Source organism: Bifidobacterium felsineum (assembly GCF_002802915.1).
In the GTDB taxonomy this organism is placed as follows: domain Bacteria; phylum Actinomycetota; class Actinomycetes; order Actinomycetales; family Bifidobacteriaceae; genus Bifidobacterium; species Bifidobacterium felsineum.
This window is the reverse complement of sequence record NZ_PEBJ01000002.1, coordinates 86813-111075: the sequence shown is the minus strand read 5'-3', so window position 1 is coordinate 111075 and position 24263 is coordinate 86813. Positions and strand designations below refer to the sequence as shown.

General features: G+C 57.4%; 19 protein-coding genes and 1 pseudogene. 3 read left to right on the top strand and 17 right to left on the bottom strand.

Features of this window, described 5'->3' with window-relative positions:
* Positions 1-65: 65 nt before the first annotated feature.
* The 6 genes and pseudogenes from CSQ86_RS10095 to CSQ86_RS04045 form a co-directional block, all read right to left on the bottom strand.
* Positions 66-1634, bottom strand: coding sequence for an HAD-IC family P-type ATPase (locus CSQ86_RS10095; RefSeq protein ID WP_423734808.1), 1569 nt, complete (start codon positions 1632-1634; stop codon positions 66-68).
* A 21-nt stretch (positions 1635-1655) separates the two neighbouring features.
* Positions 1656-2435, bottom strand: a pseudogene (locus CSQ86_RS10090) (HAD-IC family P-type ATPase); the annotation flags it as partial.
* Between the two features lie 243 nt (positions 2436-2678).
* Positions 2679-3257 (bottom strand): type 1 periplasmic-binding domain-containing protein, encoded by a 579-nt coding sequence (locus tag CSQ86_RS04060; protein WP_240542284.1) that lies wholly within the window; start codon positions 3255-3257, stop codon positions 2679-2681.
* A gap of 10 nt (positions 3258-3267) precedes the next feature.
* The gene (locus tag CSQ86_RS04055) at positions 3268-4524 is read right to left on the bottom strand and encodes a class I SAM-dependent RNA methyltransferase (RefSeq protein WP_100493853.1); all 1257 of its coding nucleotides are present in this window, start codon (positions 4522-4524) and stop codon (positions 3268-3270) included.
* Entirely contained in the window at positions 4514-5227 is a 714-nt protein-coding gene (locus tag CSQ86_RS04050; RefSeq protein ID WP_100493852.1) for a DUF3159 domain-containing protein, read from the bottom strand. Before CSQ86_RS04050 ends, CSQ86_RS04055 begins: the two co-directional genes overlap by 11 nt.
* Positions 5224-6075 (bottom strand): DUF3710 domain-containing protein, encoded by an 852-nt coding sequence (locus tag CSQ86_RS04045; RefSeq protein WP_100493851.1) that lies wholly within the window; start codon positions 6073-6075, stop codon positions 5224-5226. Before CSQ86_RS04045 ends, CSQ86_RS04050 begins: the two co-directional genes overlap by 4 nt.
* 148 nt (positions 6076-6223) lie before the next feature.
* Between CSQ86_RS04045 and CSQ86_RS04040 the strand changes: the two genes are divergently transcribed.
* Positions 6224-7084, top strand: a complete 861-nt coding sequence (locus CSQ86_RS04040; RefSeq protein ID WP_100493850.1) for an exodeoxyribonuclease III — start codon at positions 6224-6226, stop codon at positions 7082-7084.
* 269 nt (positions 7085-7353) lie between these two features.
* Here CSQ86_RS04040 and CSQ86_RS04035 read toward each other — a convergent pair whose 3' ends face one another.
* The 5 genes from CSQ86_RS04035 to CSQ86_RS04015 form a co-directional block, all read right to left on the bottom strand.
* Entirely contained in the window at positions 7354-9369 is a 2016-nt protein-coding gene (locus tag CSQ86_RS04035; RefSeq protein ID WP_100493849.1) for a dipeptide ABC transporter ATP-binding protein, read from the bottom strand.
* Positions 9370-9390: 21 nt separating this feature from the next.
* Positions 9391-10395, bottom strand: a complete 1005-nt coding sequence (locus tag CSQ86_RS04030; protein ID WP_100493848.1) for an ABC transporter permease — start codon at positions 10393-10395, stop codon at positions 9391-9393.
* 19 nt (positions 10396-10414) lie between these two features.
* Positions 10415-11341, bottom strand: a complete 927-nt coding sequence (locus CSQ86_RS04025; RefSeq protein WP_100493847.1) for an ABC transporter permease — start codon at positions 11339-11341, stop codon at positions 10415-10417.
* A 326-nt stretch (positions 11342-11667) separates the two neighbouring features.
* The gene (locus CSQ86_RS04020; protein WP_100493846.1) at positions 11668-13305 is read right to left on the bottom strand and encodes a peptide ABC transporter substrate-binding protein; all 1638 of its coding nucleotides are present in this window, start codon (positions 13303-13305) and stop codon (positions 11668-11670) included.
* 241 nt (positions 13306-13546) lie between these two features.
* Entirely contained in the window at positions 13547-14560 is a 1014-nt protein-coding gene (locus tag CSQ86_RS04015; protein WP_100493845.1) for a tyrosine recombinase XerC, read from the bottom strand.
* Between the two features lie 104 nt (positions 14561-14664).
* Here CSQ86_RS04015 and CSQ86_RS04010 point away from each other — a divergent pair, with 104 nt between their 5' ends.
* A complete protein-coding gene (locus tag CSQ86_RS04010) occupies positions 14665-15492 on the top strand; it encodes an ABC transporter ATP-binding protein (protein ID WP_100493844.1) in 828 nt (275 codons plus the stop codon).
* Positions 15489-18383: an ABC transporter permease gene (locus CSQ86_RS04005; RefSeq protein ID WP_100493843.1), complete on the top strand. Its 2895-nt coding sequence runs from the start codon at positions 15489-15491 to the stop codon at positions 18381-18383. The genes CSQ86_RS04010 and CSQ86_RS04005 overlap by 4 nt, the downstream gene beginning before the upstream one ends.
* Positions 18384-18414: 31 nt before the next feature.
* Here CSQ86_RS04005 and CSQ86_RS04000 read toward each other — a convergent pair whose 3' ends face one another.
* The 6 genes from CSQ86_RS04000 to CSQ86_RS03975 all read right to left on the bottom strand — a co-directional run bounded on the left by CSQ86_RS04000 (position 18415) and on the right by CSQ86_RS03975 (position 24262).
* Entirely contained in the window at positions 18415-18672 is a 258-nt protein-coding gene (locus CSQ86_RS04000; protein WP_100494252.1) for a DUF6725 family protein, read from the bottom strand.
* 100 nt (positions 18673-18772) lie between these two features.
* On the bottom strand, positions 18773-19774 hold the full coding sequence (locus tag CSQ86_RS03995; protein WP_100493842.1) for a prephenate dehydrogenase: 1002 nt from the start codon (positions 19772-19774) through the stop codon (positions 18773-18775).
* Positions 19768-20748 carry a prephenate dehydratase gene (locus CSQ86_RS03990; protein WP_100493841.1) on the bottom strand — a complete coding sequence of 327 codons (981 nt, stop codon included), beginning with the start codon at positions 20746-20748 and terminating at the stop codon, positions 19768-19770. Before CSQ86_RS03990 ends, CSQ86_RS03995 begins: the two co-directional genes overlap by 7 nt.
* Before the next feature lie 100 nt (positions 20749-20848).
* Positions 20849-21265, bottom strand: a complete 417-nt coding sequence (locus CSQ86_RS03985) for an alcohol dehydrogenase (RefSeq protein ID WP_100493840.1) — start codon at positions 21263-21265, stop codon at positions 20849-20851.
* A 247-nt stretch (positions 21266-21512) separates the two neighbouring features.
* The gene (gene typA / locus CSQ86_RS03980; protein ID WP_100493839.1) at positions 21513-23438 is read right to left on the bottom strand and encodes a translational GTPase TypA; all 1926 of its coding nucleotides are present in this window, start codon (positions 23436-23438) and stop codon (positions 21513-21515) included.
* A 260-nt stretch (positions 23439-23698) separates the two neighbouring features.
* Positions 23699-24262, bottom strand: coding sequence for an isochorismatase family protein (locus tag CSQ86_RS03975; RefSeq protein WP_100493838.1), 564 nt, complete (start codon positions 24260-24262; stop codon positions 23699-23701).
* Between the last annotated feature and the right edge of the window lies 1 nt (position 24263).

The following is a 24263-nucleotide window of genomic DNA, read 5'->3' as shown; positions in this document are numbered from 1 at the left end:
ATGGTACGGGTACGTTACTTTGCCTCTGGCGTGTCGGATTAAAACGTGAGACAATATGCGATTTTTCAGATGGTGAAGCCGTGTCTGCGCAACATACTGGCCGCAGCATGACCGACAAGCGGGACCAGCCACAGGCACAACGCGAAAATCACGGCAGCACTCGCCAACGCAATCACGGTGGCCAGCAATGTAGCACCTGTTGGAATCATCAGTGCGAAGAACTGTGCAACGAATGGAATGAACGCGCCAATCACACCCGCAGCGGCGAACACGGCGACCAATGCACCGCGCCAGCTGTTGAGCGGCCGTGCCACGCGAGCCAGCACAAACACACCCATCACAAATAGAATGATGGCGCTTGTGGCTCGCTGTGCAGCGAGATCCGCATCATTGGAAATCACATTCCACCCCATGATGTTCGGGAGCACCCATGCCGCCATAAGCACAGACAGTGCGGTGGCGATGCCGCCAGGCAACGCGAATTTCACCACGCGTTTCAGGAATCCCGGAATATAGCGGCGGGTATTAGGCGCCAGCGCCAGAATGAATGCCGGCATACCAATGGTGAGCGCACCGATGTAGGTGATATGCCTCGGCAGATACGGGTATGGAATCTGAGTCAGCACCACGCCGAGCGAAATCAGAGCCGAGTACACGGTTTTGACCAAAAACAGGCTGGCCACACGCTCCATATTGGCCATCACCTGACGGCCCCGAGCCACCACATCCGGCAGATGGGAGAATTTGGAATCAACGAGCACCACTTGCGCCACGGCTTTGGTGGCAGGGGCTGCATTGCCCATAGCGATACCCAGATCGGCCTCTTTGATGGCGAGCGCGTCATTGACGCCGTCGCCGGTCATGGCCACCACATGGCCTTGCGCATGCAACGCCTCGACAATCGCCTTCTTCTGATTCGGCAGCACTCGGCCGAGCACGTCCACGTTTTCCAGTACGCGCGCCAGTTCGTTCACATCGTCAGGAAGTTTGCGCGCGTCCATCGCCACTGGTTCACGCTCGCCAGTGAGCTTCACTTTTCGGGCAATTGCACCAACGGTAACTGGATTATCGCCGGAAATCACGCGGCAACGCACGCCCTGTTCGCGGAACCATGCGAGTGTTTGCTCGGCGTCAACGCGAATCTGTTCGGCGCACAGTACCAATGCAATCGGCTTGGCATGTGGGTCGAGCCGAAGACTATCGGCAATATCGGCTCCCTCAGATGAGACCTTGCCGCTCACCAGAGAATCCATCTCATCGGCTCCCTCTGATGAGGGAGCTGTCGGCGTAGCCGACTGAGGGAGAGACCTTGCGACCAGCAGCACGCGATTGCCATCATTGGCGTATGCGTTGACCTGGTCCAGCACATCCGCATAATCCCCGTCAAGCGCCGAAATCATCACTTCCGGAGCACCCATGGTCCAGATGCCATCAGGTTTAACCACTGCGCTCCACTTGCGGGCGGACGAGAATGGCACTCGATCAGTAATTTGCCCTGGCTCATAGCCTTGAGACTGCAATCCAGCCAGTACCGCCTTGCCAGTACCGTTCGGCTGCTCTTCATTGCAGCAATCGTAGAGTGCCTGCGTCGTTTCCTTCTCAGCATCCGCATTAGCCGTAGCGTCAAGCATGATCAGCTGATGGAAAGCTATAGAACCATTCGTAATCGTGCCGGTTTTATCCAAATTCAATGCATCCACGCGGGCGAGCGTCTCCACTGATTCCAATTCCTGCACTAACGTATTGTGTCGGGCAAGTCGCATCGCTGCTACGGCAAAATTCAGAGAAGTCAGCAACACCAGACCTTCGGGAATCATGCCGACCACACCTGCTACGGCGGCGACCACGGCCGCACGCCATTCTCCCGTGGCGATCGCATGATTCCATCCGCCTACCGCATGTACCTGCGAGAGAATCAGCAGCACACATAACGGCACCACCAAAAAGGTCATGAATTTCAAGATCGTATTGATGCCCTTGTTCAGGTCAGACACGGTTTTCTTGTAGACCTTCGCCTGAGCGGTAAGTGTGGCGGCATACGAATGGCTACCTACGGCGTTGACCCTGACCAACGCCATGCCGGAGACGGCGGTCGCACCGGAGTACACCTGCTCCCCCGCCTTATGCCTCACCGTACGTGATTCGCCGGTGAGCATCGATTCATCGAGTTCCAATCCCCAAGTTTCAACGATTTGACCGTCTGCGGGCACTTGTTCGCCGGAGCGAATCCACAGCAGATCGCCGAGCACGATTTCGTTGTGCGGTACTTCGACGTCGTTGCCGTCACGTCGCACCAAAAAATCCGAGGCCACCAGAATGGAAAGCTTGTCCAACGTTCGCTTGGCCTTCAGCTCAGTGACGATACCGATGCCGGTGTTGATGATGATGACGAAACCGAATACCGAATCCTTCCACGATCCGGTGAGCAACACCATCACCATCGCCACGAAAATAAGACCATTGAACAACGTGAACACGTTGGCTCGAACGATGTCTTTGACCGATCGCGACGTGGAGGTCTTCACCGCGTTCGATTGGCCACTTTCGATACGCTGCGACACTTCCTGCGCACTAAGGCCGGTTTCGCTGATATCAGGCATGTTCACGGTTGCTGTTGCACTCATGGTTGCAAGACTAGCGCGTTATGCCTTACCTGCGCTGAAGGCGAAGAGAAGGTTTCATGAAACCGTCGATACGACGATGGAGCGTTCATGCGGTTCATCGTGGATGATTGTCATCACCGCATCCGATATGCGCGAGGCATTGGCATCACGATCATTTACGGTCAATGCGGCCGCGTACAGCACATTATCGTCCGGCAGATTGTTGGGGTTCAACAATGCCACCGGTATTCCCGCCTCACGAGCATTAGTAAGCGTTTGAACCCAAGCATCACGATTCGTATCCGTAATATTGAATCCGCTGATGACAATAAAATCGACGGATCGTGCCACGAAATCGGTAACCGACTGCTGCGCGGTACTCGCTCCCCCATCATCTGCGGCATTGAAGGCCGCGTAATAGACGTTGATATCCGCATCGACAAGTGCATCAATGGCAAGCTTATCCGCAGCGGAATCCTCAGAGCCCACGAATCCTACTTCAGCATCTGAGGCATGTACGGAGTCATGGGCAACTTCAGATGTCGTATCCTGAGTGTCGCCCACAGCTCGATTGACCGGCGTGCAGGCGGACAACGATAGTACAGTCATCGCGCAAATCACTGCGCTTATGACCGCTCTGATTCGATGGCTCATGGTTCGCATATTAGCGGGTGAACAGGGCCACGGTTTCCACATGGTGGGTCATCGGATAGATGTCGAATGCTCGAATATCCTGCAACCGGTAACCTTCGGCGATGAGCGTGGCCGTATCACGGGCGAGCGAGGTCGGATCACAGGCAATGTAAATCACATTGGGAGCACCAGAGGCTGCTATCTGGCGGCAAACCTTGGCTTTGGCTCCCGCACGAGGCGGATCTAGCACTACCACATCCGGCTTGGCAAGATTGGCAGGAACGTGATTCAACGTGCGGGAGACGTCGCCGGTGCGCGCGTCGACATTGGTCAGTCCCATGGCGCGTAGGTTGCGCTGCGCGTTCTTAACAGCCACGGTTGCGCCTTCCACGCTGAACATACGCGTATGTTCGCCGGTCAATGTGGCCAGCGGCAACGTAAACAGGCCGGAACCGGAGTAGAGATCCCAAATCACCGGGTCCAGTTTGCCCTGAAGCTGATTATTGGCCACATCAATCACATGGGATACGAGCGCGATTGGCGCTCCACGATGCATCTGCCAGAATCCGCCGGCATCCACATGATAGGTGAACATAGACCCGTTGACCGGCATCTGCTCGGTCAGCAGCTGGTTGCCCGAACGCAATTCGCCATCGACCAGCACCGCATAATCATTGGGTAGCGCCTCACTACCGCGAGGTTCAGGAACAGAAAGTCTGATTTGCGAGCCCGGCTCGAATCCACCATCCCAGATATGTTCCTGATCGGCAATATGCAACAGAGCCTGGCTGGCCAACGGCATGGTATCGATGGCCACACGATGATGCGTGCCACGGCGACGCATGGATGGGCGCCCCTGCTCATCGACAATCATCTCAATGCGTGTGCGCCAGTGAAGTCCGCCCAACTCCTCGTCACCGGCAATACGCTCCACAGGAACCGCAACATCCACATGACCGAGACGGCTCATCTGCTCGGAAACGGTAATGGCTTTCCACCGAATCTGCCCGGGCAACGACACATGCACAAGGTCGGCTCCGCCTACTCCTCCACCCATAGCCAATGGGCCGGCAAGAGGCCATGCCGGGGCAACACGATCAGGTGAAGGCTCAAGCACTTCCACCACTTCGCCAGTCCAGAAACGGTCGTCGCGATCATGAGGCTCATCCAATTCAATGCGCAGCAGTTCGCCTGGTAGAGCGAAGCGCACGAATACCACGCGGCCATCGATATGTGCCACGCAGCGGCCTTGATCGGCGTATCGTTCGATGCGAACCTCAGCTTGCATCACTGTCCTTTCTGGCAAGGGCTTTATGTTTATGCATAGGAGTGGCGATAATCAGATAGCTTACCCAAATGGCAAGAGCCCAGAATGGGATGCCCATCAGTAACCGTGTGATGCCGAGGGCCGCCACATGATCAGTCACATACAGAGGAACCTGCACAATAAGACGCAGCACGAACAATCCGGTCCACAATCCAGTGACAATCATATAGGCGCGTTTGAGCGGCTTATCACCCATCCAATCATCGAACCATGCTTTGAACTGTTCGGTCGGCAAGCTGCGGATGAATTCGATTACCAAGCCGAGTCCCGGCACGCGAGCAATCAGCGAAACCGTAAGCAATACGGCATAAGCAGCATTGGTGATGAATCCGAATACGTAATAATTGCGCGCCTCATGCGTCTGCCATGCCCAGACAAGGCAGACGCCTACAGCAATCAAGCCAGACAATGCACCCATAACCGACTGCCGCTGAATCAGTCGAACAATGACCTGCAATACTGCTAGCACCGCGGATACCGCGATGGTCAGGTTCAGATTGCTGGTAGCCACGAACAGCACGACGAACACCACGCCGGGCAGCATGGATTCAATGACTCCGCGCGGACCGCCGATGGCATCGATAACGGAGAAATCCTCCGCATCGCTGCCAGCGTCGGCCAGTGCGGATAGACCAGTGCGTTTCTTCTGCTCTGCCAAGGTCAGCGGACTTCGGAGAACATCGGGCCACGGGCGAGCGTGGTCTTAACCTCGGTGGTCTGATCCTGGCTCAGCGGGCCCTTCGGCTTGTTGTCCGGGATGTCCTTGAAGTGCTCCTTGCCGTCCTGGCCTTCGGCCTCGGCAGCAGCCTTGGCGGCCTTGCGCTCCGCCGGGGCGACCGGCGGGTGCATCGGAATGAGATCGCGTGGAGCGAGCGGCTCCTCGCCGCGCTCCACCACAATGTCTGCGAAGAACTTGTTCAGCGCGCGAGTCTCCGGGCTGTCCGGATCCACGGCGGCCTTGCCGGAGAAGATGCCACGCAACATCCAGCGCGGACCGTCCACACCGACAATACGAGTGTTCACGGTCTTGCCGCCCTTGACGTTGACCGGCAGCTTCAGCTCAGTGCCAAACACACCTTCGGTCTCAGAAGCGTTCTTATTAGCCTCGAGCAGATCAGCGCGCACATCATCCCACAAACCCATGGTCTTCGGAGCGGCAAACGCTTCGATTTCCAAGCTGGAGGCACCATAGGTAATGGTGGAACCCAGCACCTGCTGGGTGGCGCGGCTGGCCTTGATTCGCAGTTCGATGCCCTGCAGGAACGGTAGATAGTAGGCGCCGAGGTCCAGATAATCGTCGTAATCCGGAACGTCTTCATCGTTCACGTCCCACGGGCCTCGCTCTTCGCCACGGCCCTCATATTCATTGGACGGCTCGGCCAGCACGGTTTCGGCGCTCTCCGCCTTGGCCGCGGCATTAGCAGCCTCGGCGGCTACCTTGTCTTCATCGACGGTTTCAGCCGGCTTGGCTTCCTTCTTGTCCTTCTTCTTACCGAATCCGAACAGTCCCATAATTCCTCGTTTCATGTAACGGTTGCAACCCTGCTAAGCCTAGCACCCCGGCTCAAAGAAAGCTGAACATTGATGTTATTGATTTGCCGGCAGCGTTCAGCAAATCCATTGACGTGGATTGGTAGGCGGAAGTGAATACTATGGCCGCATGACCATCACTATTACCACTTCCAATGTCAATGGTTTGCGAGCCGCCGATCGCAAGGGCATTACCACATGGGCGGGCAGACATACGCCGAATGTTTGGTGCATGCAGGAGGTTCGTGCCCCGCAGCCGGATATCGACAAGATTTACGGCAAGCTCGCATTTGAATACGCTCAGGCAGGCGTCATAGAATCGGCCGAGGATTTCACGCTCACCAATGAAATCTGCCGGGTGAAGGGTCGTGCAGGTGTGGCGTTGCTCTCTGATTTGCCGGTTGTCGAGCAGCGATACGGTTTGCCGGGATTGAACGACGATGTGGATTCCGGCCGTTGGATTGAAACGGATATCCGCACGCCGCAAGGCTATGTGATCACCGTGGTATGCGTGTATGTGCATGCCGGCAATACCGATGACCCGCTCAAGATGGAACAGAAATACCGATTCTTGGACACGATGCTGATTCGTATGGGCGAGCTGCGAGATGAAGCAGCGCGTGGTGGTAAGCAGGCCGTGCTTTGCGGCGACTTCAATATCGCGCATACGCCGTTGGATATCAAGAACGCCAAGGCCAACGAGAAGCATGCCGGATTCCTGCCTGAAGAACGCGCGTACGTTGACAAATGGCTGAACGAATATGAATTCGTTGATGTGATGCGCAACCTTGCCGGCGATATCCAAGGCCCATATACATGGTGGAGTCAACGTGGCCGCGCTTTCGACAACAATGTCGGCTGGCGCATTGATTATCAGTTCGCCACGCCCGAGCTTGCGGAGACCGCCCGCGGATTCGTCATCGACAAAGCCCCCACCTACGACCTACGCTGGTCCGACCATGCTCCCCTAACCATCACCTATGACGTGTGATTAATTACTCTGGCCGTGAGGCCGGTGATGGTTGGGATATGCGTTGCTGGACACACTCAAGGCCGTTCGGCCAAGCCTACGGTCCAGCAACGCATATCCCAACCATCACCTCCGTATCAACCATATAAACAATTACTGAGGCATTTTGTAATTCAATAAGGCGAAGCCCGGCATACATAGTGACCGACTGTAAGCTTGGCCAAACGGCCTTGAGTGTGTCGGGCACTATGTATGCCGAGCTTCGCCGGCAACTGCTTTGAGTTTTACAATCAGTCCAGACCGAGCTGGAGCTTGCCGCCTGGAATGGCGTCGAGCAGGTCTCGGGTGTACTGCTTCTGCGGGTGGTCGAACACTTCATCGGTGGTGGCGTGTTCGACGAGCTTGCCGTGCTGCATCACCACGACTTCGTCGGCGATCTGACGAACCACAGCCAAATCGTGGGTGATGAACAGGTAGCTCAAGCCCTTTTCGGCCTGCAGATCGTTGAGCAGATGCAGCACCTGATCCTGAACCAGCACGTCAAGGGCGGAGACAGCCTCATCGCACACGATGACATCCGGGTCGAGGGCCATAGCACGTGCGATGGCGATACGCTGGCGCTGGCCACCGGAAAGCTCGTTCGGGTAACGACCCATCACCGACTGCGGCATTTCCACCATGTCAAGCAGTTCCTTGACACGGTTGGCACGCCACTTCTGGTCGCCGATCTTGTGGATACGCAGCGGCTCTTCGATGGAACGGTAGATGGAGTACATCGGATCCAGGGAGCCGTACGGGTTCTGGAACACCGGCTGCACATGGCGGCGGAAGTCCAGCAAATCCTTGGCATTGAACGTCGAGGTGTCGCGGCCTTCGTAGAACACCTTGCCAGAGGTGGGCTTCAGCAGGTGGAGCACCATGTTCGCCACAGTGGACTTACCGGAACCGGATTCACCCACGATGGCCAGAGTGGTGCCACGCTTGACGGAGAAGGACACGTCATCGACAGCCTTGAACATTTCCTTCTTACGCGGAAGCTTGAACTCCTTGGTCAGGTGGTCAACGGTGATGATGTGCTCGCTCTTTTCAAGCTCGTTCTCATCAGCCACCTTGTGGTCCAGCAGAGCATCGGCGTTCTCACCGCGCTCCTTGGCGGAGATGATGCGCTGGGAAGCCAGAGACGGAGCAGCAGCCACCAGTCGCTTGGTGTACGGGTGCTGCGGGTGCTGGAGCACTTCCAGAGACGGACCGGACTCGACGACCTGACCCTTGTACATCACAACGATGTGCTGGGCACGCTCGGCGGCGAGGCCCAGATCGTGGGTGATGAACAGCACTGCGGTGCCGAGAGAGTCGGTCAGGTAGTGCAGGTGGTCGAGGATGCGCTTCTGCACGGTCACGTCCAGTGCAGAGGTCGGCTCGTCGGCGATGAGCAGATCAGGGCGGCAAGCCAGACCGATGGCGATGAGCGCACGCTGGCGCATACCACCGGAGAACTCGTGCGGGAACTGACGGGCACGGGTGGCGGCATCCGGCAGACCGGCTTCGGAAAGCAGGCCTGCGATGCGATCGTCCATGCTGGAACCGGTGACATACTTCTTGGCCAGGTACCAAGCCTGATCGTCGGACACACCAGCCTTGATGAGGTCATCGGCCACACGCCAACGGGTTTCGGAGCCCGGAACCCATTCGCTTTCGAAGCGTGCCACGGCCTTATCGAATGCTTCGCCGGTGACGCCAGCTTCAGTCAAAGCCTTCTTGGCTTCGTCCATCAGGGCCGGCATCTCCTTGGAACCGAGGAAGGTCTCATCATCGCTGCCCTTGAGTTCCACAGCTGCGTCTTCGCCGGCCAGAGCCTTGGCGAGAGCGGAGCGCTTCTCGTGGGCCACGTCCATGTTGTTGGCCTTCAGCGCTTCCTTGACCTGGGTGCCGATACGCCACACCGGGTTCAGGTTGCTCATCGGGTCCTGCGGGACCAGACCCATCTTGGTGCCGCGCAGCTTGTCGAATTCGGACTGCTTGGCGCCTGCGATCTCCTGGCCGTCGAGCTTGATGGAACCACCGACCACATGACCAGTGCCCGGCAGCAGACCCAAGACAGCCATGGCGGAGGTGGACTTACCGGAACCGGACTCGCCCACGATGGCCACCCACTGGCCCGGGTAGACGGTAAAGGAGGAGTTGCGCACGGCGTGCACCGGCTTACCGGTGTCCGTGGTGAAGTCGACGGCGAGATTCTTGACTTCGAGCAGCGGGCCGTGCTCCTTCTGCATGGCCAGCATCTGTGCGTTGGAGTTGGTAGTCATAATATTCCTCTACTCCCTTGCTCAGGCCGTACGGCTCTTCGGATCAAGGGCATCCTTGACGGCATCGCCCATCATGATGAATGCGAGCACGGTGATGGCCAGTGCGGCAGACGGGTAGAACAGCACAAGCGGATCGGTCTGCAGGTTGGTCTGGGCGCTGGAGATGTCACCGCCCCAGCTCACAGTGGTGGTGGGCAGACCCACGCCAAGGAAGCTCAGCGTTGCTTCAGCCACAATGTAGGAAGCGAGCGACGTAGTGCCGATCACGATGATCGGAGCCAGGGAGTTCGGCAGGATGTGGCGGAACAGGTTGCGCATAGGCGTGGAGCCCAGTGCGGTGGAAGCGGTGTTGAACTCGAGGTTCTTGGCCTCAAGCACAGCGCTTCGCGCGATACGGCAGACACCGACCCAGCCGAAGAGCGCCAGCACGAGCACAATCTTCCAGATGGACTTGGAGGTCTTGAACATCTGGAGCACGACGATGGCGCCGAGCAGCATCGGCAGTGCGAAGAAGATGTCGGTGATACGGCTCAGTACGGCATCAACCCAGCCACCGCAGAAGCCGGCGATGGCACCAATCAGGGTGCCGAGAAGCACCACGAGCAGGGTGGAGAGCACACCGACGGACAGAGAAGTGCGGGTGCCGTACACCACGCGAGTGTACACGTCGCAGCCCTGAAGATCGAATCCGAGCGGATGACCGCTGGAAGCAGGGCTCAAGGAGTTGGCCAAATCGCAAGCGTTCGGGTCCTGCTTGGTGAACAGGCCGGGAGCGATGGCCACGACGATAATAAAGATGATGACGAGGCCGGAGATGATGAACAGCGGGTTGCGGCGCAGGGTTCGCCATGCGTCGGCCCACATGCTGGTGGCCGGAGCGGACTCGTCCACGGAGTCGACATCCTGCAACGGAGTCTCATCAAGGGGAGCCACGTAACGGTCCTGGCCAGGCAGCGTCTCCATGAAGTAGTCAGGAGTCGGCTCGCCGGAGTTATCAAGCTGGTTGTCAAGCGTTTCGTTAGTCATGTTGTTCACTCCTCTCTTATCACGCGTAGCGGATGCGCGGATCGAGAGCCGCGTACAGCAGGTCGACGATGAGGTTGCACACCACGAAGATCAGCATGAGCAACGTGACGATGGACACCACGAGGTTTGCTTCACCCTTCAGAATGGACTGGTAGGTGAGGAAGCCGATGCCGTGGATGTTGAAGATCTGTTCGGTAATCATTGCGCCACCCATCAGCGCGCCGATGTCCTGGCCCAGGTAGGTGACGACCGGAATGAGGGAGTTGCGCAGCACGTGACGCAGCATCACCTGGCCGTTGGACATACCCTTGGCGCGTGCGGTGCGCACGTAGTCCTCGGCGATGTTGGAGGAGATTTCAGCGCGGGTAAGTCGAATGATATATGCCATCGAGACCGAGCCGAGCACCATGGCCGGCATGAGCAGGTCAAGGAAGGTCGGGTCGGCACCTGCGGTCACCGGCAGGATGGACCACTGGATGCCGAGCAGGTACTGCAGCACGAAACCGGTGACGAAGGTCGGCACGGAGATGAGCAGCAGGGAGACGATCAGGATAACCGTGTCGTACCACTTGCCCTTCTTGAGACCGGAAATGATACCGAATACCACACCGAAAATTGCTTCGAAGGCGAATGCCATCAGGCCCAGCTTGATGGTGACCGGGAAAGCGCGGGTGATTTCGTCGATAACAGGCTGGCCGGCGAAGGTGTTGCCGAAGTCGAGGGTCAGCGCGTTCTTCAGATAGATGAAGTACTGAACGATGAACGGCTGATCGAGATGGTACTCTGCGCGGATCTGGGCTGCGACTGCCTCGTTGATGGGCTTGTCACCGAACATGGCCTTGACGGGATCGCCAGGCAGCAGGAAGACAAGCGCGTACACCAACAGCGTCGTGCCGAGAACCACGGGGATCATCTGCAGAATGCGTCGCAGAAGATACTTACCCATACGGTTGCTCCTTATTCCATGACCGGCTGCGGAAGGGTATGCGTTGCCCTTGCCGGTCGGCAAATACGTCGATAGTTTACCGCATGCCTTGACGGCAGTATGTAAACTCACGTTAACTCGCCCGATTATTGGACGTAATACCGTATACGTGTTGCTTTTAAGGCTCGACAACATAGTTATATAGGTATATAGGACTGCCCCTCAGTCGATTTCGATGCCGTTCCCCTGCGGGGAAGGTCTAAGAAGGTATAAAAAGGGGCGGGGATCATACGATCCTCGCCCCTTGAATTACCAAACTACTCGCTCGATGTCAGGTGAGTTTCAACTCACTTCTTGGACATCTCAGTGTAGGTCGGGAGGTTCTGCCAGTCGAAAGCGTAGCCGGACTTGACATTCAGAGAAGCAACACCGGAAGCGTTGGAGTAGTACAGCGGGATAGCCGGCAGATCCTTCAAGAGAATCTCCTGAGCCTGCTGGTACAGCTTGTTTGCAGAGTCGGTGTCCTTGGCAGCGGCGGCCTGCAGGCACAGGGCGTCGAAGTCAGGGTTCTTGTAATCGCCATCGTTGGAGCCCTTGCCGTCAGCAGCGGCAGAGGAGTACAGCTGCCACAGGTAGTTCTCAGCGGACGGGTAATCAGGCTGCCAACCGGTACGGAAGGCACCAGTCATCTGACGGTTGATGATAGCGTCACGGAATTCCTGGAAGGTCGGGATCGGGTTGGTGGAAGCGTCGATGCCGAGGTTGTTCTTCAGCTGGTTCACAACAGCGTCGTAGATCGGCTTGGCACCACCATCAGCGTTGTAGGAGAAGGTCAGCGGGCCATCGTACTTGGAGATGGCGTCGGCCTTGGCCCACAGTTCCTTGGCCTTCTTGGCGTTGAACTTCAGGTTGTCGGAGCCAGTCAGGGAGTCGGAGTAGCCCGGGGTCTTCGGAGAGGTGAAGTCGGTGGCCGGGGTGCCGATGCCGTTGAGCACCTTGTCGATGATCTGCTGACGATCGATGGCCATGGAGATGGCCTGACGACGCAGCTGGCCTTCTTCGTCGTTCTTGAAGTGATCAAGGGTGGACGGAATGGTGAAGGTCTGGATGACAGAGCCGGCCTCGGAGTAAGCCTGGACCTTCTTGTCGGTCTTGAAGGTCTTGGTGAAGGCGGCCGGGACGGATTCCATCACGTCGAGGTTGCCAGCCTGAATGTCGCGGTAAGCGGCAGAGTCGTCGGTGTAGACCTTGAAGGTCACGCCGTCGTTCTTGACCTGCTCGTTGCCCTTGTAGTCAGGGTTCTTGACGAGGGCGATTTCCTTGTTGTGATCCCAGTGATCCAGCTTGTACGGGCCGTTACCGACCGGCTTCTGGCCAAAGGCCTTCGGATCCTTGTAGAAGGACTCCGGCAGCGGAGCGAAGGCCAGGTAGCCGACCTTGATCGGGAACACGGAATCAGACTGGTTCAGATCAACGGTGAAGGTGGTGTCGTCCACAACCTTCAGGCCGGAAAGCTGCTCAGTGCCCTTGAGGCCATCAGCCTGCAGCTCGTCGTAGCCCTTGATGGTGGAGAAGAAGGAAGAAGCCTTCTGAGCGTTCTTGGCGTTAGCAGCGTAGGACCAAGCCTTGGTGAAGGACTCAGCGGTGACCGGGGTGCCATCGGTGAACTTCCAGCCGGACTTCAGCTTGATGGTGTACTGAGTGGCGTCATCGTTCGGGGTGATGGACTCAGCCACTTCGTTGGAAGCCTTGCCATCCTTGTCGAAGGAGACCAGACGGGAGAACAGCAGGTCGCCCGGCTTGCCGCCACCGGTTTCGTTGGTGTTGGACGGGATCAGCGGGTTCTGCGGCTCGGAGTTGTAAGCGGTGATGATGTTCGCACCAGCAGTGCTGGATGCGGTGTTGGAGCTGGAGCCGCCGCAGGCGCTCAGCAGCATAGCCATGGAGCAAGCCACGGCAGCGAAAGCAAGAGCTTTCTTCTTCATATGTTTTCTCCTATTCATAAGGTCGCAGGGCCGAAGCCCTACTTTCACGCGAACGGGGTTGGCTACTAGCGACGCATTGTGCGCGTCTGCCGGCAAACCAACCCCGTTGCTGATTGATTGCATTGTCTCGCACTTTGGAGACAAGAAGCAAATTCCATGTTACGTATGTGTTAAATCGAAGGCCTCTCTATGCCGTCATTCAGCCTTATCACAGCTTCATTCGGTAGTGTCCACATTTTGGTCAGGCCCGAGGGAATGCCTGTGTATACCGGTTCTTCAACTGTTCGATTGATACATGGGTGTACCGTTGCGTGGTTTTCAGCGACGCATGACCAAGCAGCTCCTGCACTTCCCTGAGATCTGCTCCCCCGTCCAACATATGCGTCGCCGCCGAATGGCGCAACGCATGTGGACTGATATCCGGCACACCTGCCTCACGCGCGGCCTTATGCACCACTTCACGAGCAACACGTTGATTGAGCCGACCGCCACGCGCGCCGAGAAACAGGGCGTTGGCGGAATTGAGATTCTGCAATTTTGGGCGTCCGTGTTCGAGCCATGCCTGCAGTGCCTTCATCGCAGGAATACCAAACGGAACAACACGCTGTTTATTTCCTTTGCCCGTGACTTTGATGGTGTGATTGAGAAAATCGATATCGTCGATGTTCAAGGCAATCAGCTCCGCCACACGGATACCGGTGGCATACAGTAATTCAAGAACAGCCGTATTGCGCAGCGTCTCGGCATGCATCCTTCCGGCCATATGCTCGCTATGCCGCGTGGCATCATCGAAAGCCTTCTCGGTATCCTCATTCTGAGCATCCGCATGGTCGCCCACATCATTGGCATTATTTGCAGTACTCGTGGCATTCGAATCATCATCAGCTTGATCCATCAGCTGTTCGGCCTGAATTTCGGTGAGCACCGCCGGCAGCGTATTCGGTATGGATGGGGTGAGCAACGTTGCGGCCTGGTTCGTACGGACCATTCCATGCTCATATCCCCACGAAAAGAATCCGCGCACCGCCACGGTTTTGCGAGCCATGCTACTCCTGGCATGATCGCGGGATTCCACAGCCATCCAGCTACGCAAATCATCCAATGTGATTTCATTCAGATCTTCGATGCCGCGGCGTGCAAACAGCGCCAGACAGGATTCGATATCGCCACGATACGCTTTGAGCGTATTTTCGGAAAGACCGCGGTTGGCCTTCAAATAGCGGATGAAGGCGTCGACATGCTGCTCGAATTGCATATATCAGGCCTCCCCTTACCGCTGCATCAACCTTTCGTTACACTATAGGCTAAGTCCAGTGAATCGAAGCCCAGCAGGCAATTGAAGCAGACGATCGGGGTGCTATGGCACGGCACAGCAAGCAAAACATCAGGCAGCATAGCGAGCACAGCACGAATGCCGGCACGAACGGTGCGCAACAACGCAACCAGCCGGATCATGTGGTGGCCGAGGCCATCGATCTGACGAAAGTCTATGGCGACGCGGATAACCAGGTCGTGGCATTGAACCATGTGAACGTGGAGTTCGAGCGTGGCCAGATGACGGCGATCATGGGACCGTCCGGCTCAGGCAAATCCACATTGATGCATTGCATGGCCGGGCTTGACCAGCCGACCAGCGGCCAGGTCATCGTGGAAGGTCTGGAGGTCTCGGCTATGAACCAACGGCAACTGACCAAATTACGCCGCGAACAAATCGGGTTCATCTTCCAGTCCTTTAATCTGGTGCCCACGCTCTCCGCCGAGGAAAACATCCTCCTACCATTGCAAATCGCCAAAAAGCCAATCGATCGCGATTGGTTTAGGCAAATCGTCAAAGTCGTGGGCCTTGAGCAGCGACTGACTCACCGGCCAAGTCAGCTTTCCGGAGGCCAGCAGCAACGCGTAGCCTGTGCACGAGCCATGATGGCACGCCCGTCCGTGATCTTCGCCGACGAGCCGACCGGTAATCTTGATTCGCATTCCAGCCGTGAGGTCCTCGGCTTTTTGAAGCAATCCGTGCATGAATATGGCCAGTCCATCGTGATGGTGACGCACGACCCGCGTGCAGCCTCCTATGCCGACCGCGTGCTGGTGCTAGCGGACGGCAATATCACCCAGGATCTTGTGCACCCCACCTATGACCAGATACTCGAGGTCTTCGCGGATGAAGGCGAGGAGCCAAGCGCATGATCAGAATCGGCTTGCGCGATGCCCGGGCGCATTTCGGGCGATTCGTCATGTCCATCATCGCCATCGCACTTGGCGTGAGCTTTGTGGTGGGTTCGTTCTGCTTCCGCGAAATGATGAACAATCAGGTCGATCAGATGATGGCCTCGAATTCCGATGCCGACGTCTATGTGCGTGGCAATAAGGAGCAAAAGGATTCCTCATCAAGCTTCAGTTCGAGCTCGAGTTCGGATTCGACGTCAGCGGAGTCAAAGAGCTACAACCGCATCGACATATCGCTGGTAGACACTATCAATGGCGTCAAAGGTGTGGATACAGCTGAGGCCGTGTATGAGGTGAATGGCCTGGTACTGGTCGGCAAAGATGACAACGCAGTCTCCACCACCGGCGGAATGACCGTTGGCATGGGATTGACGAAAGGCACTTGGCGCTCGGCCACGCTTACACAAGGGCGTTGGGCCAAGGCCAAAGATGAAATCACACTGCACACATTTGCGGCACAAAGTGCAGGGCTCAAAGTCGGCGACACCACGAAAATCGTGTATCCGGATGGGCCTGCAGACGTGCGTGTGGTCGGCATATTCTCCACCGCGTCATCCCAGGCCGGAGCCATTATCATCGGCCTTAATCCACAAACCGCGAAAGAGTATTTCCAGCAGCAGTCCGGTCAGGTGGGCACTGCCCGATACCTGACCGTATATGGCTCAGCTGCCGATGGCCAACCGCTGACTGTGGCCCAGCAGCAGACGTTGGCGGACAGCATCAATGCTGCTCTGCCGTCCGATGCTCATGCGGTAGCGGTAACCGGTCAAAGTGTGCGCGATGATAATGCCGCAAGCACCAAGAAGGCTCTGGGCTTCATCCAACCGTTGATTCTCATTTTCGCGGTCATCGCCTTATTCGTTGGTTCGTTCATCATCACGAATACGTTCTCGATGATTGTGCGCGAGTCGATGCGCGGGTATGCATTGCTGCGTTCCATCGGCGCATCCCCCGTCCAAGTGTTCGTCACGGTGGCTGTTCAGGCCATCCTGTTAGGCCTTGTCGGCTCCGGCATCGGCATAGGTCTGGGGTGGATCATGGTCAGGGGCATCGTAATGTTGATGGACCGGCTGGGTACGCCAATGACCGGAGCGGTGGACCCCAGTGTGTCCGATATGCTGGTCGGCTTGATCGTAGGCGTTCTGGTCACGTTTATCGGTGCCGCATTGCCGGCTCGCCGTGCGGCTACGGCACCGCCGATTCAGGCGATGAATGAGACGGTGAATCCTGAGAAGCCGGTGTGGCCCCGCGGCGTCATTGGTACGGTCATGCTCATTTTGGGTGCATTGGCATGGCTGTTATGCTGGCGCATCGCATTGGCCGATGACACCGGCGTCGCCGTATCGCCTTGGAATGGGTTCAATGATTGGCTCAAGTCGCTGGGCACGGGCTGGCCTTTAGGCATTGGCGCAGGTTTGGTGGTCATCGGTGTCATTGTCCTTGCTCCTGCCCTGGTGACGCCTACCAGCGCAGTACTTGGCTGGATTCCCGCACATGTATTCACGGTAACCGGCCGATTGGCGACGCGTAATCTCTCACGAAGCAAGCGACGCACGGCGAACACGGCGGCTGCACTGTTCGTAGGCGTGGCCATCGTCAGCTGTTTGGGTGTAGTGGCCGCCTCGGCAAAGGCCTCAGTGGCGGGCATCGTGGACTCCGGTCTCAAGTCTGACTTCTCTGCCATGTCGGTATCCAACGGGCAAATTCCGGATGAGGCAATCAACGCAATCAGGAAAACCAATGGTGTGGATACGGTTTCCCAAAGTCGCATGCTTATGGGCGTGACCTATGGCTCCGGCGATGATGCGGCTGCGGCGATGACCTTCGCCGAGCAACCCTCGCTCTTCACGAAGGTGTTCGCGCCAGTGACCAATTCCGGTGATGCAAACGCAGCGTTACGCAATGGCGAGCTGGTCGTCGGTTTGCAGGTGGCGAAAGACAATGGCTGGAAGGTCGGCGATACCGTCAAGGTCAATGGCCGGCAAGTCGTGGTCGATGAGGAAGCCACTGCCAAAGCACAAACCGATTATCAAGCGCAGGTCAAGGCAAAAATCGACGGTCTTACCGCTGAAGCGCAGCAGTTGCTGGCTTCCGGGGATGTATCGGGGGCTCAGTCGAAATCCGCTGAAGCGCAACAGGCCGCCGAAGATGCGAAGAACGTCGACCCTACCACACTGGTGAAGACCAAGACCGAAACCACGCACGTCACGATGAAGGTCGGCGCGATTATCGAGAATTCCATCTACCGTTCGATGGTGCTGATGAACGACGATGCCGCGAACAAGATCGCGAACCAATACACGATGTTCACCATCATGTTGTTCATCAATGCCAAGCATGGCACCGATATCGATGCTCTGAAAACACGGTTGATCAAGGCCGTGAAATCATATTATGTGGTGAATGTGCAGGACCGTGACGAATTCAAGTCCACGATGAGTTCGATGGTCGATCAAATTCTGTTGGTCTTGTATGCCCTACTGGCATTGTCGATTGTGATCGCAATTTTCGGCATTGTGAACACGCTGGCATTGTCGGTATCCGAACGCACCAAGGAAATCGGATTGCTTCGCGCCATTGGCACCTCGCGAGCACAGGTGCGCGGCATGCTCGGTATCGAGGCGGCCATCATCGCAGTGTTCGGCACCATGATGGGTATGGTGGTCGGCGTCGCGGCCGGAGTGGTGATTCGGGTGGTCTATCAGGCGAATGGACTTTCGGTGCTCAGCATTCCATGGAACCAGTTGGGAGTCTTCCTCGCCCTGGCAATTCTGATAGGACTGGTGGCTTCGGTCTCCCCCGCTTCCCGCGCGCTGAAACAACCAGTGCTTGATGCCGTGGCAGCGGAGTGACGCGTAGAGCCTCATCCCGGGCTGGTAGCGGTCAGGGGCGAGGCTGGTGCTTCGGACGCTCTGGAACCGGCTTCAGAGTGGCAATCTGCTCCTGGTGAATGGTCACGTTCTGAGCCGGGCGCGAACCGTTGGCGGCTGCATCTCTCACCATCTCCAGTGTGTAACCGTCCCATGAGGTCACATGCCCTACGTAATCGCGGAATTTCATACGTCCATCTGCCGGATCGATGCCATCTGTGATGCGGACCACTACGCGAGCGCCTACGGGAATCTGCCGAGGTAGCGTCATATCAATCATCCCCTAAATCTGTGTGGTGTGCTTCGTCTTCTTTGGCGAAACAGGTCATCTCAATAATTTCCACTGTACGCCTTTATGGCATGCACCGCTGTTAGATTGCGGGTCGTAGTTCGATAATCGCCTGCCGCAGATTCACGAAACCGGTGATGGCTTCACCACGCCTGGCCGAGAACAGCAACGTCTGCTGCCATCCTTGTTCCGGAATTTCAAGTTCCTGACGTGTGAAAGCGTCCGTTGAGGACATTTCGGCCTTATACCGGCGGAACGGATCCCCCTCAGCGAAGAACCGCCCAATCGCAGAGGCATCAGCATTGTGGAGCTGATCGGCCATGGCGGTGAGACGTGAAGCCATGCGGCGGAGCAATACTTCCACGTTCAAAGCATCTTCCTCAACCATGGCTCGTGTGCGGTCGGGGTCGGTGAGCGCCACACGAGTCATATCTCGCCAGCAGCCTGCGGAAAGCGCTGCGGCGACGTTACGGTCCGGGTTGGCGGTGAGCTCGTTAATCAACGCGGTGGACACTACATGAGGCATGTGCGAAATCATCGCAGCACCTTTGTCGTGTGTTTCATCATCGAGCACAATAATCCTGTTGCCTACGTCATGGGTAATCATGGAAGCAACACTGAAGAAGCGGTTGTATGCGGTATCCTCATCCACAGTCACGGCCCAGAGTGCATCATCATAGAGATGCGGGTCGGCGGCCCGCCAACCGGAAAGCTCATTGCCCGCCATCGGATGGGCGCCCACATAGCACTCCCCCAGACCAGCTGCTTTGACTTGATCGCGGACCATACCTTTGACCGAACCAACGTCGGTAAGTGTGGTGCGCGGAGATTTGGCCAACAACGGCTTCAGTTCAGCGAGAATAGCGGGCATGGCTTTGAGCGGATTACACAGCACTACCACGTCCGGATCAGCGCTCATCAGCTCGGCAATCGTGCTCTTGCAATAGATACCGTCCGCTTCGGCCTGAGCATAAGGATGAGGGCGATGATTCCACGCCACGACCTTGATGCCGCGTTGGGCTAGACGCCTGGCCAACGATCCACCGATGAGGCCAAGCCCTACAATGCCAACCGTATCTACCACAACAGTTCCTTTCGTACGCTCTCGGTGTGCTGCCAACCATCAGACATATGTTCCGTATCAATATGGATGCCGCCCTTCGGCAACATCCATGCGTCCACCGGCGGGTTCGGACGTTCACGGCGGGGGTATACGGCCAAGGTCTTCATCCAGATGCCTTTCATAGCCAATATTTCCAATACTTTTTGGAATCGAGGTTCCCAAGGCGCCGCATCCAAGGTATCGATGAAGCTATAGGTGCCGTCATGGCCTTTGATGGGACGGGACATGAAGCTGGTCATATTCAGTCCGGCGACGCGCAGAATGTCGAGAATATTAGCTACAACTCCCGGTCCTGTGGCTAGGGGAATGAATGTGATGATGGTTTCGAAGTCATTGGCGTCGCCGTGCTGGGCGCGGGCGTTCAATTCCTGAACGACATCGCGAGGGGCGATAACCAGAAAATCGGTTCTGGCACCATCGAAATCCTGCACCCGCTCGCCAAGCACGTCAAGATCGTAGAGCTTGCCGCAGATGCTCGGGCCCAGCGCCACTTGACCAGGTTGCAGGTCACGGCAGGCGGCGGCATTGGATGATGCCGCTTTGGGCCTGAGATGATGTTCGGTGATGAATTTCGTGCATTGGGCAAGGCCATGTGGATGTGCACTTACCGGCTGGCCGGTGCAGTCGTAAATGGCGTGTCCTTTCACCGTGAACGCGTTGAATGCCACGTCCACGCTGACTCTAGCGAAGCCCGCCACATCAGTGGCATCAATTAGAGCATCCAGGTTTGGGACCACGTAGCCTTCGACATTGTTTTCCCAAGCGATTACTCCCCAACCTTGACGCGATTGCACAGCGTTCATAATCGCCGGAACGTCAGGCAACGGCACGAGGTCAAAATCCCCCAGCGGGGCAAACTGCTCGGCAGCTGTCATTGCCGCCTGATGGGTGAAGGTGCCTTCCGGACCGAGGTAAAAGAGTTGTATACGCGCCATAACGTTCTATCGTAGCGGCGTTCCACACACTTTTCGCGCGAAAAGTACGTGGATGGACCGATTTTCAGCCCTCGAACGTCCGTTTCGTGCGAAAAGTGCTCTATACGTCGCGTTGTGCCGGGATGGTGAACCAGCGTGTAGGCAATATCAGCATGACCACTTGCACCAGAACCAGACCATAGAGCCATATGTACCCGGCATGCTGTGTGAAATATGGCATATCGCCTTGGAACCCGGCCACAATCAATGCATTGCCGGATGTCGTGGTCAGGGCAAGCCCCCATGCGGTCATCGAGGAGGCAATAAGGTGCAACGCCAATCCGATGACACCCATACGGGCACGAGCACACCATGTGGAGAGAATGATCAGCACGAAGGCCAGCACCAATCCATATGGAATATTCATGTCCGCGCCCATGCGATGCGCGAACGTGCCCACAAACGCGGCAAGCGCGCCGGCCAAGATCGTAATTACCGCTCTGACCAACGCGCTTTGCCTATGAGACCAAGGTTTCATGTTGCCTTACTTAGTCTGATTGTTCTGCTGAGCCGTTAAATGGAAAGCCCAGTGGGCTTTCCATAGGCGAAGTGAGCGGGCGCACCACAAGCGCCCGCGAAGGTCGTCAGAACAACCAAACTACTTAGCTTGGTTATTCTGACGATGCCGAGGCGTTAAACGAACAGTCCAGTGGACTGTTCGTAGCCGAGGCGAGCGGATGCCACCACAGGGCATCCGCGAAGGCAGCGTCGGCTGAATAATCAGACTACTTAGTCTGGTTATTCTGGCGACGCTGCTTGGCGCGCCACTTGTACCAATCTTCGCGGCCGAGGATAATCTTGCGCACACGGATGGACTCCGGAGTCACTTCCACGCACTCGTCCTCGTTGGCGAAGTCCAGGGACTCCTCGAGGCTCATCTTGATCGGCGGGGTCAGGGTTTCCAGCACGTCGGCGGTGGAAGAACGCATGTTGGTCATGTGCTTGGCTAGAGTGATGTTCACATCCAGCTCATCGGGCTTGTTGTTCACGCCCACAACCTGGCCTTCGTAGACCGGGGACTGCGGTTCGACGAAGAAGTTGCCACGAGCCTGCAGACGCTGCATAGCGTACGGGGTGGCGACACCCTGACGGTCGGAGACCATGGAGCCGTTCTGGCGGGTCACGATCTGACCGGCCCACGGAGCGTAGCCGGCGGAGATGGAGGATGCGATGCCGGTGCCGCGGGTGGCGGACAGCAGAGCGGTACGGAAGCCGATCAGGCCGCGGGACGGCACGGTGAACTGCAGACGCACCCAACCGGAGCCGTGGTTGGACATGGAATCCATACGGCCCTTACGGTCGGCCATGAGCTGAGTGACGGTACCCATGTACTCTTCCGGCACGTCGATGGTGGTGCTTTCCATAGGCTCGTTGACCACACCGTCGATCTTCTTGGTGACCACCTGCGGGCGGCCGACGGTCAGCTCATAGCCTTCGCGGCGCATCTGCTCGGCCAGCACGGCCAGTGCCAGCTCGCCGCGGCCCTGCACTTCCCAAGCGTCAGGACGGTCGGTCGGCAGCACCTTGATGGACACGTTACCGATGAGCTCGCGGTCCAGACGGTCCTTGATCATACGAGCGGTGAGCTTGTGGTCCTTGCCCTCAGTGCCAGCCAGCGGGGAATCGTTGACGCCGAAGGTCATGGAAATGGCCGGATCGTCGACGTGAATCAGCGGCAGCGGCTTCGGGTCATTGGGGTCGACGATGGTTTCGCCGATCATGATGTCGTTCACACCGGCGACTGCCACGATGTCGCCAGGGCCGGCGGAGGCCACAGGAGTGCGCTCGAGGCCCTGGGTGCGCAGCAGTTCGGCCACGCGGAAGTTTTCGATGGAGCCGTCCACACGGCTCAGACCGTAGGTCTTGCCCTTCTCGAGGGTGCCGTTGTAGATGCGGACCAGGCCGAGTCGGCCAAGGAAGTCGGAGGAGTCGATGTTGGCCACGTGTGCCTGCAGCGGTGCGCCTTCCTCATATTCCGGAGCCGGGATGTACTTGATGATGTCTTCGAACAGCGGCTCGAGGTTGTCGTTGTCCGGCAGAGCGCCGTTCTCCGGCTGGTTGGTGGAGGCGTAGCCGGCCTTGGCGGCGCAGTAGACAACCGGCAGATCGAGCAGGTGGTCGAGATCGAGGTCGATGCCTTCCTCGACAACGTCCTGGGCAAGGCCCAGCAGCAGATCGGTGGATTCGGAGACGACCTCATCGATACGGGCATCCGGGCGATCGACCTTGTTCACGCACAGGATGACCGGCAGCTTGGCTTCGAGAGCCTTGCGCAGCACGAAACGGGTCTGCGGCAGCGGGCCTTCGGATGCGTCCACGAGTAGCACGACGCCATCGACCATGGAGATGCCGCGCTCCACCTCGCCACCGAAGTCAGCGTGGCCAGGGGTGTCGATGATGTTCAGGGTGATGCCGTCCGGGTGACCGTACTTGGCAGCCAGCGGACCGGTGTATTCCACGGCCGTGTTCTTGGCGAGGATGGTGATGCCCTTCTCACGCTCGAGATCGTTGGAATCCATCACACGATCCGGGACTTCCTCACGCTCGTTGAACACGTGGGACTGCTGAAGCATGGCATTGACCAGCGTGGTCTTGCCGTGATCGACGTGAGCCACAATCGCCACATTACGGATATCTCCACGAACCGCCATCGAAACCTCTCTTAATACTGATTCTTTTGCGTAATCGTTCGGTACTTGCGTACTTATGTACTTATCTATTGGGTTTTGTTTTCCCTGTACTTACACACAAACCGTCACGAGTGTACCGACATGGCTTGACCTTGCGCATAGTGCCAGCACTTTACGCACTTCCTCTTTCTTGGTTTTCTTGAGATCCCCGACGCATAAGGAAAGCCTGCACTTGCCTCATAGGCAGTACAGGCTCTGAAATCATCATCACGCGCGATTAATCAGCCGAGGATTTCCGCGGAATCGGTGATGGTGATGAGGGGCGCGAACAGGGCCATCGTGTCGAGAGCACGCTGGTGGTTCTCCGGGCTGGAGCCTTGGCAGGCGTCTGCGGCCACACGCACAGCAATGCCCGCATCGGCTGCGGCAAGCGCAGTGGTGATCACGCAGCAATCGGTGGCCACACCGCACACAGCGATTTTCTTGGCACCGCCAATGGCTTGAGCAAGTTCACTCCCCCACTTGCCGAACGTGGCAAGGCTGACAATAGGATGGCCGCCGGCCAGAGCCGCGGTATCCTCGGTCAGGTCGTACATCGGATCGTCCGGCGGTACCAGGAACTGCGGCCAGTCCTTGAAGTAATCCACCCAAGCATCCTTGGCAGGCGTTGGTGCCACATAACGGGTGTATACCACACGGTCGCCGTAGGCCTTGGCCAATGCCTCAAACGCCGCATCCGTAGTATGGAAGGAACCGTCCGGGCAAGCCCAGTCGGACCAATCGGATTCAGCGAACACTTTTTGGCGGTCGATGACGACCAGCCATTCATCAGATGGAACAGTCATA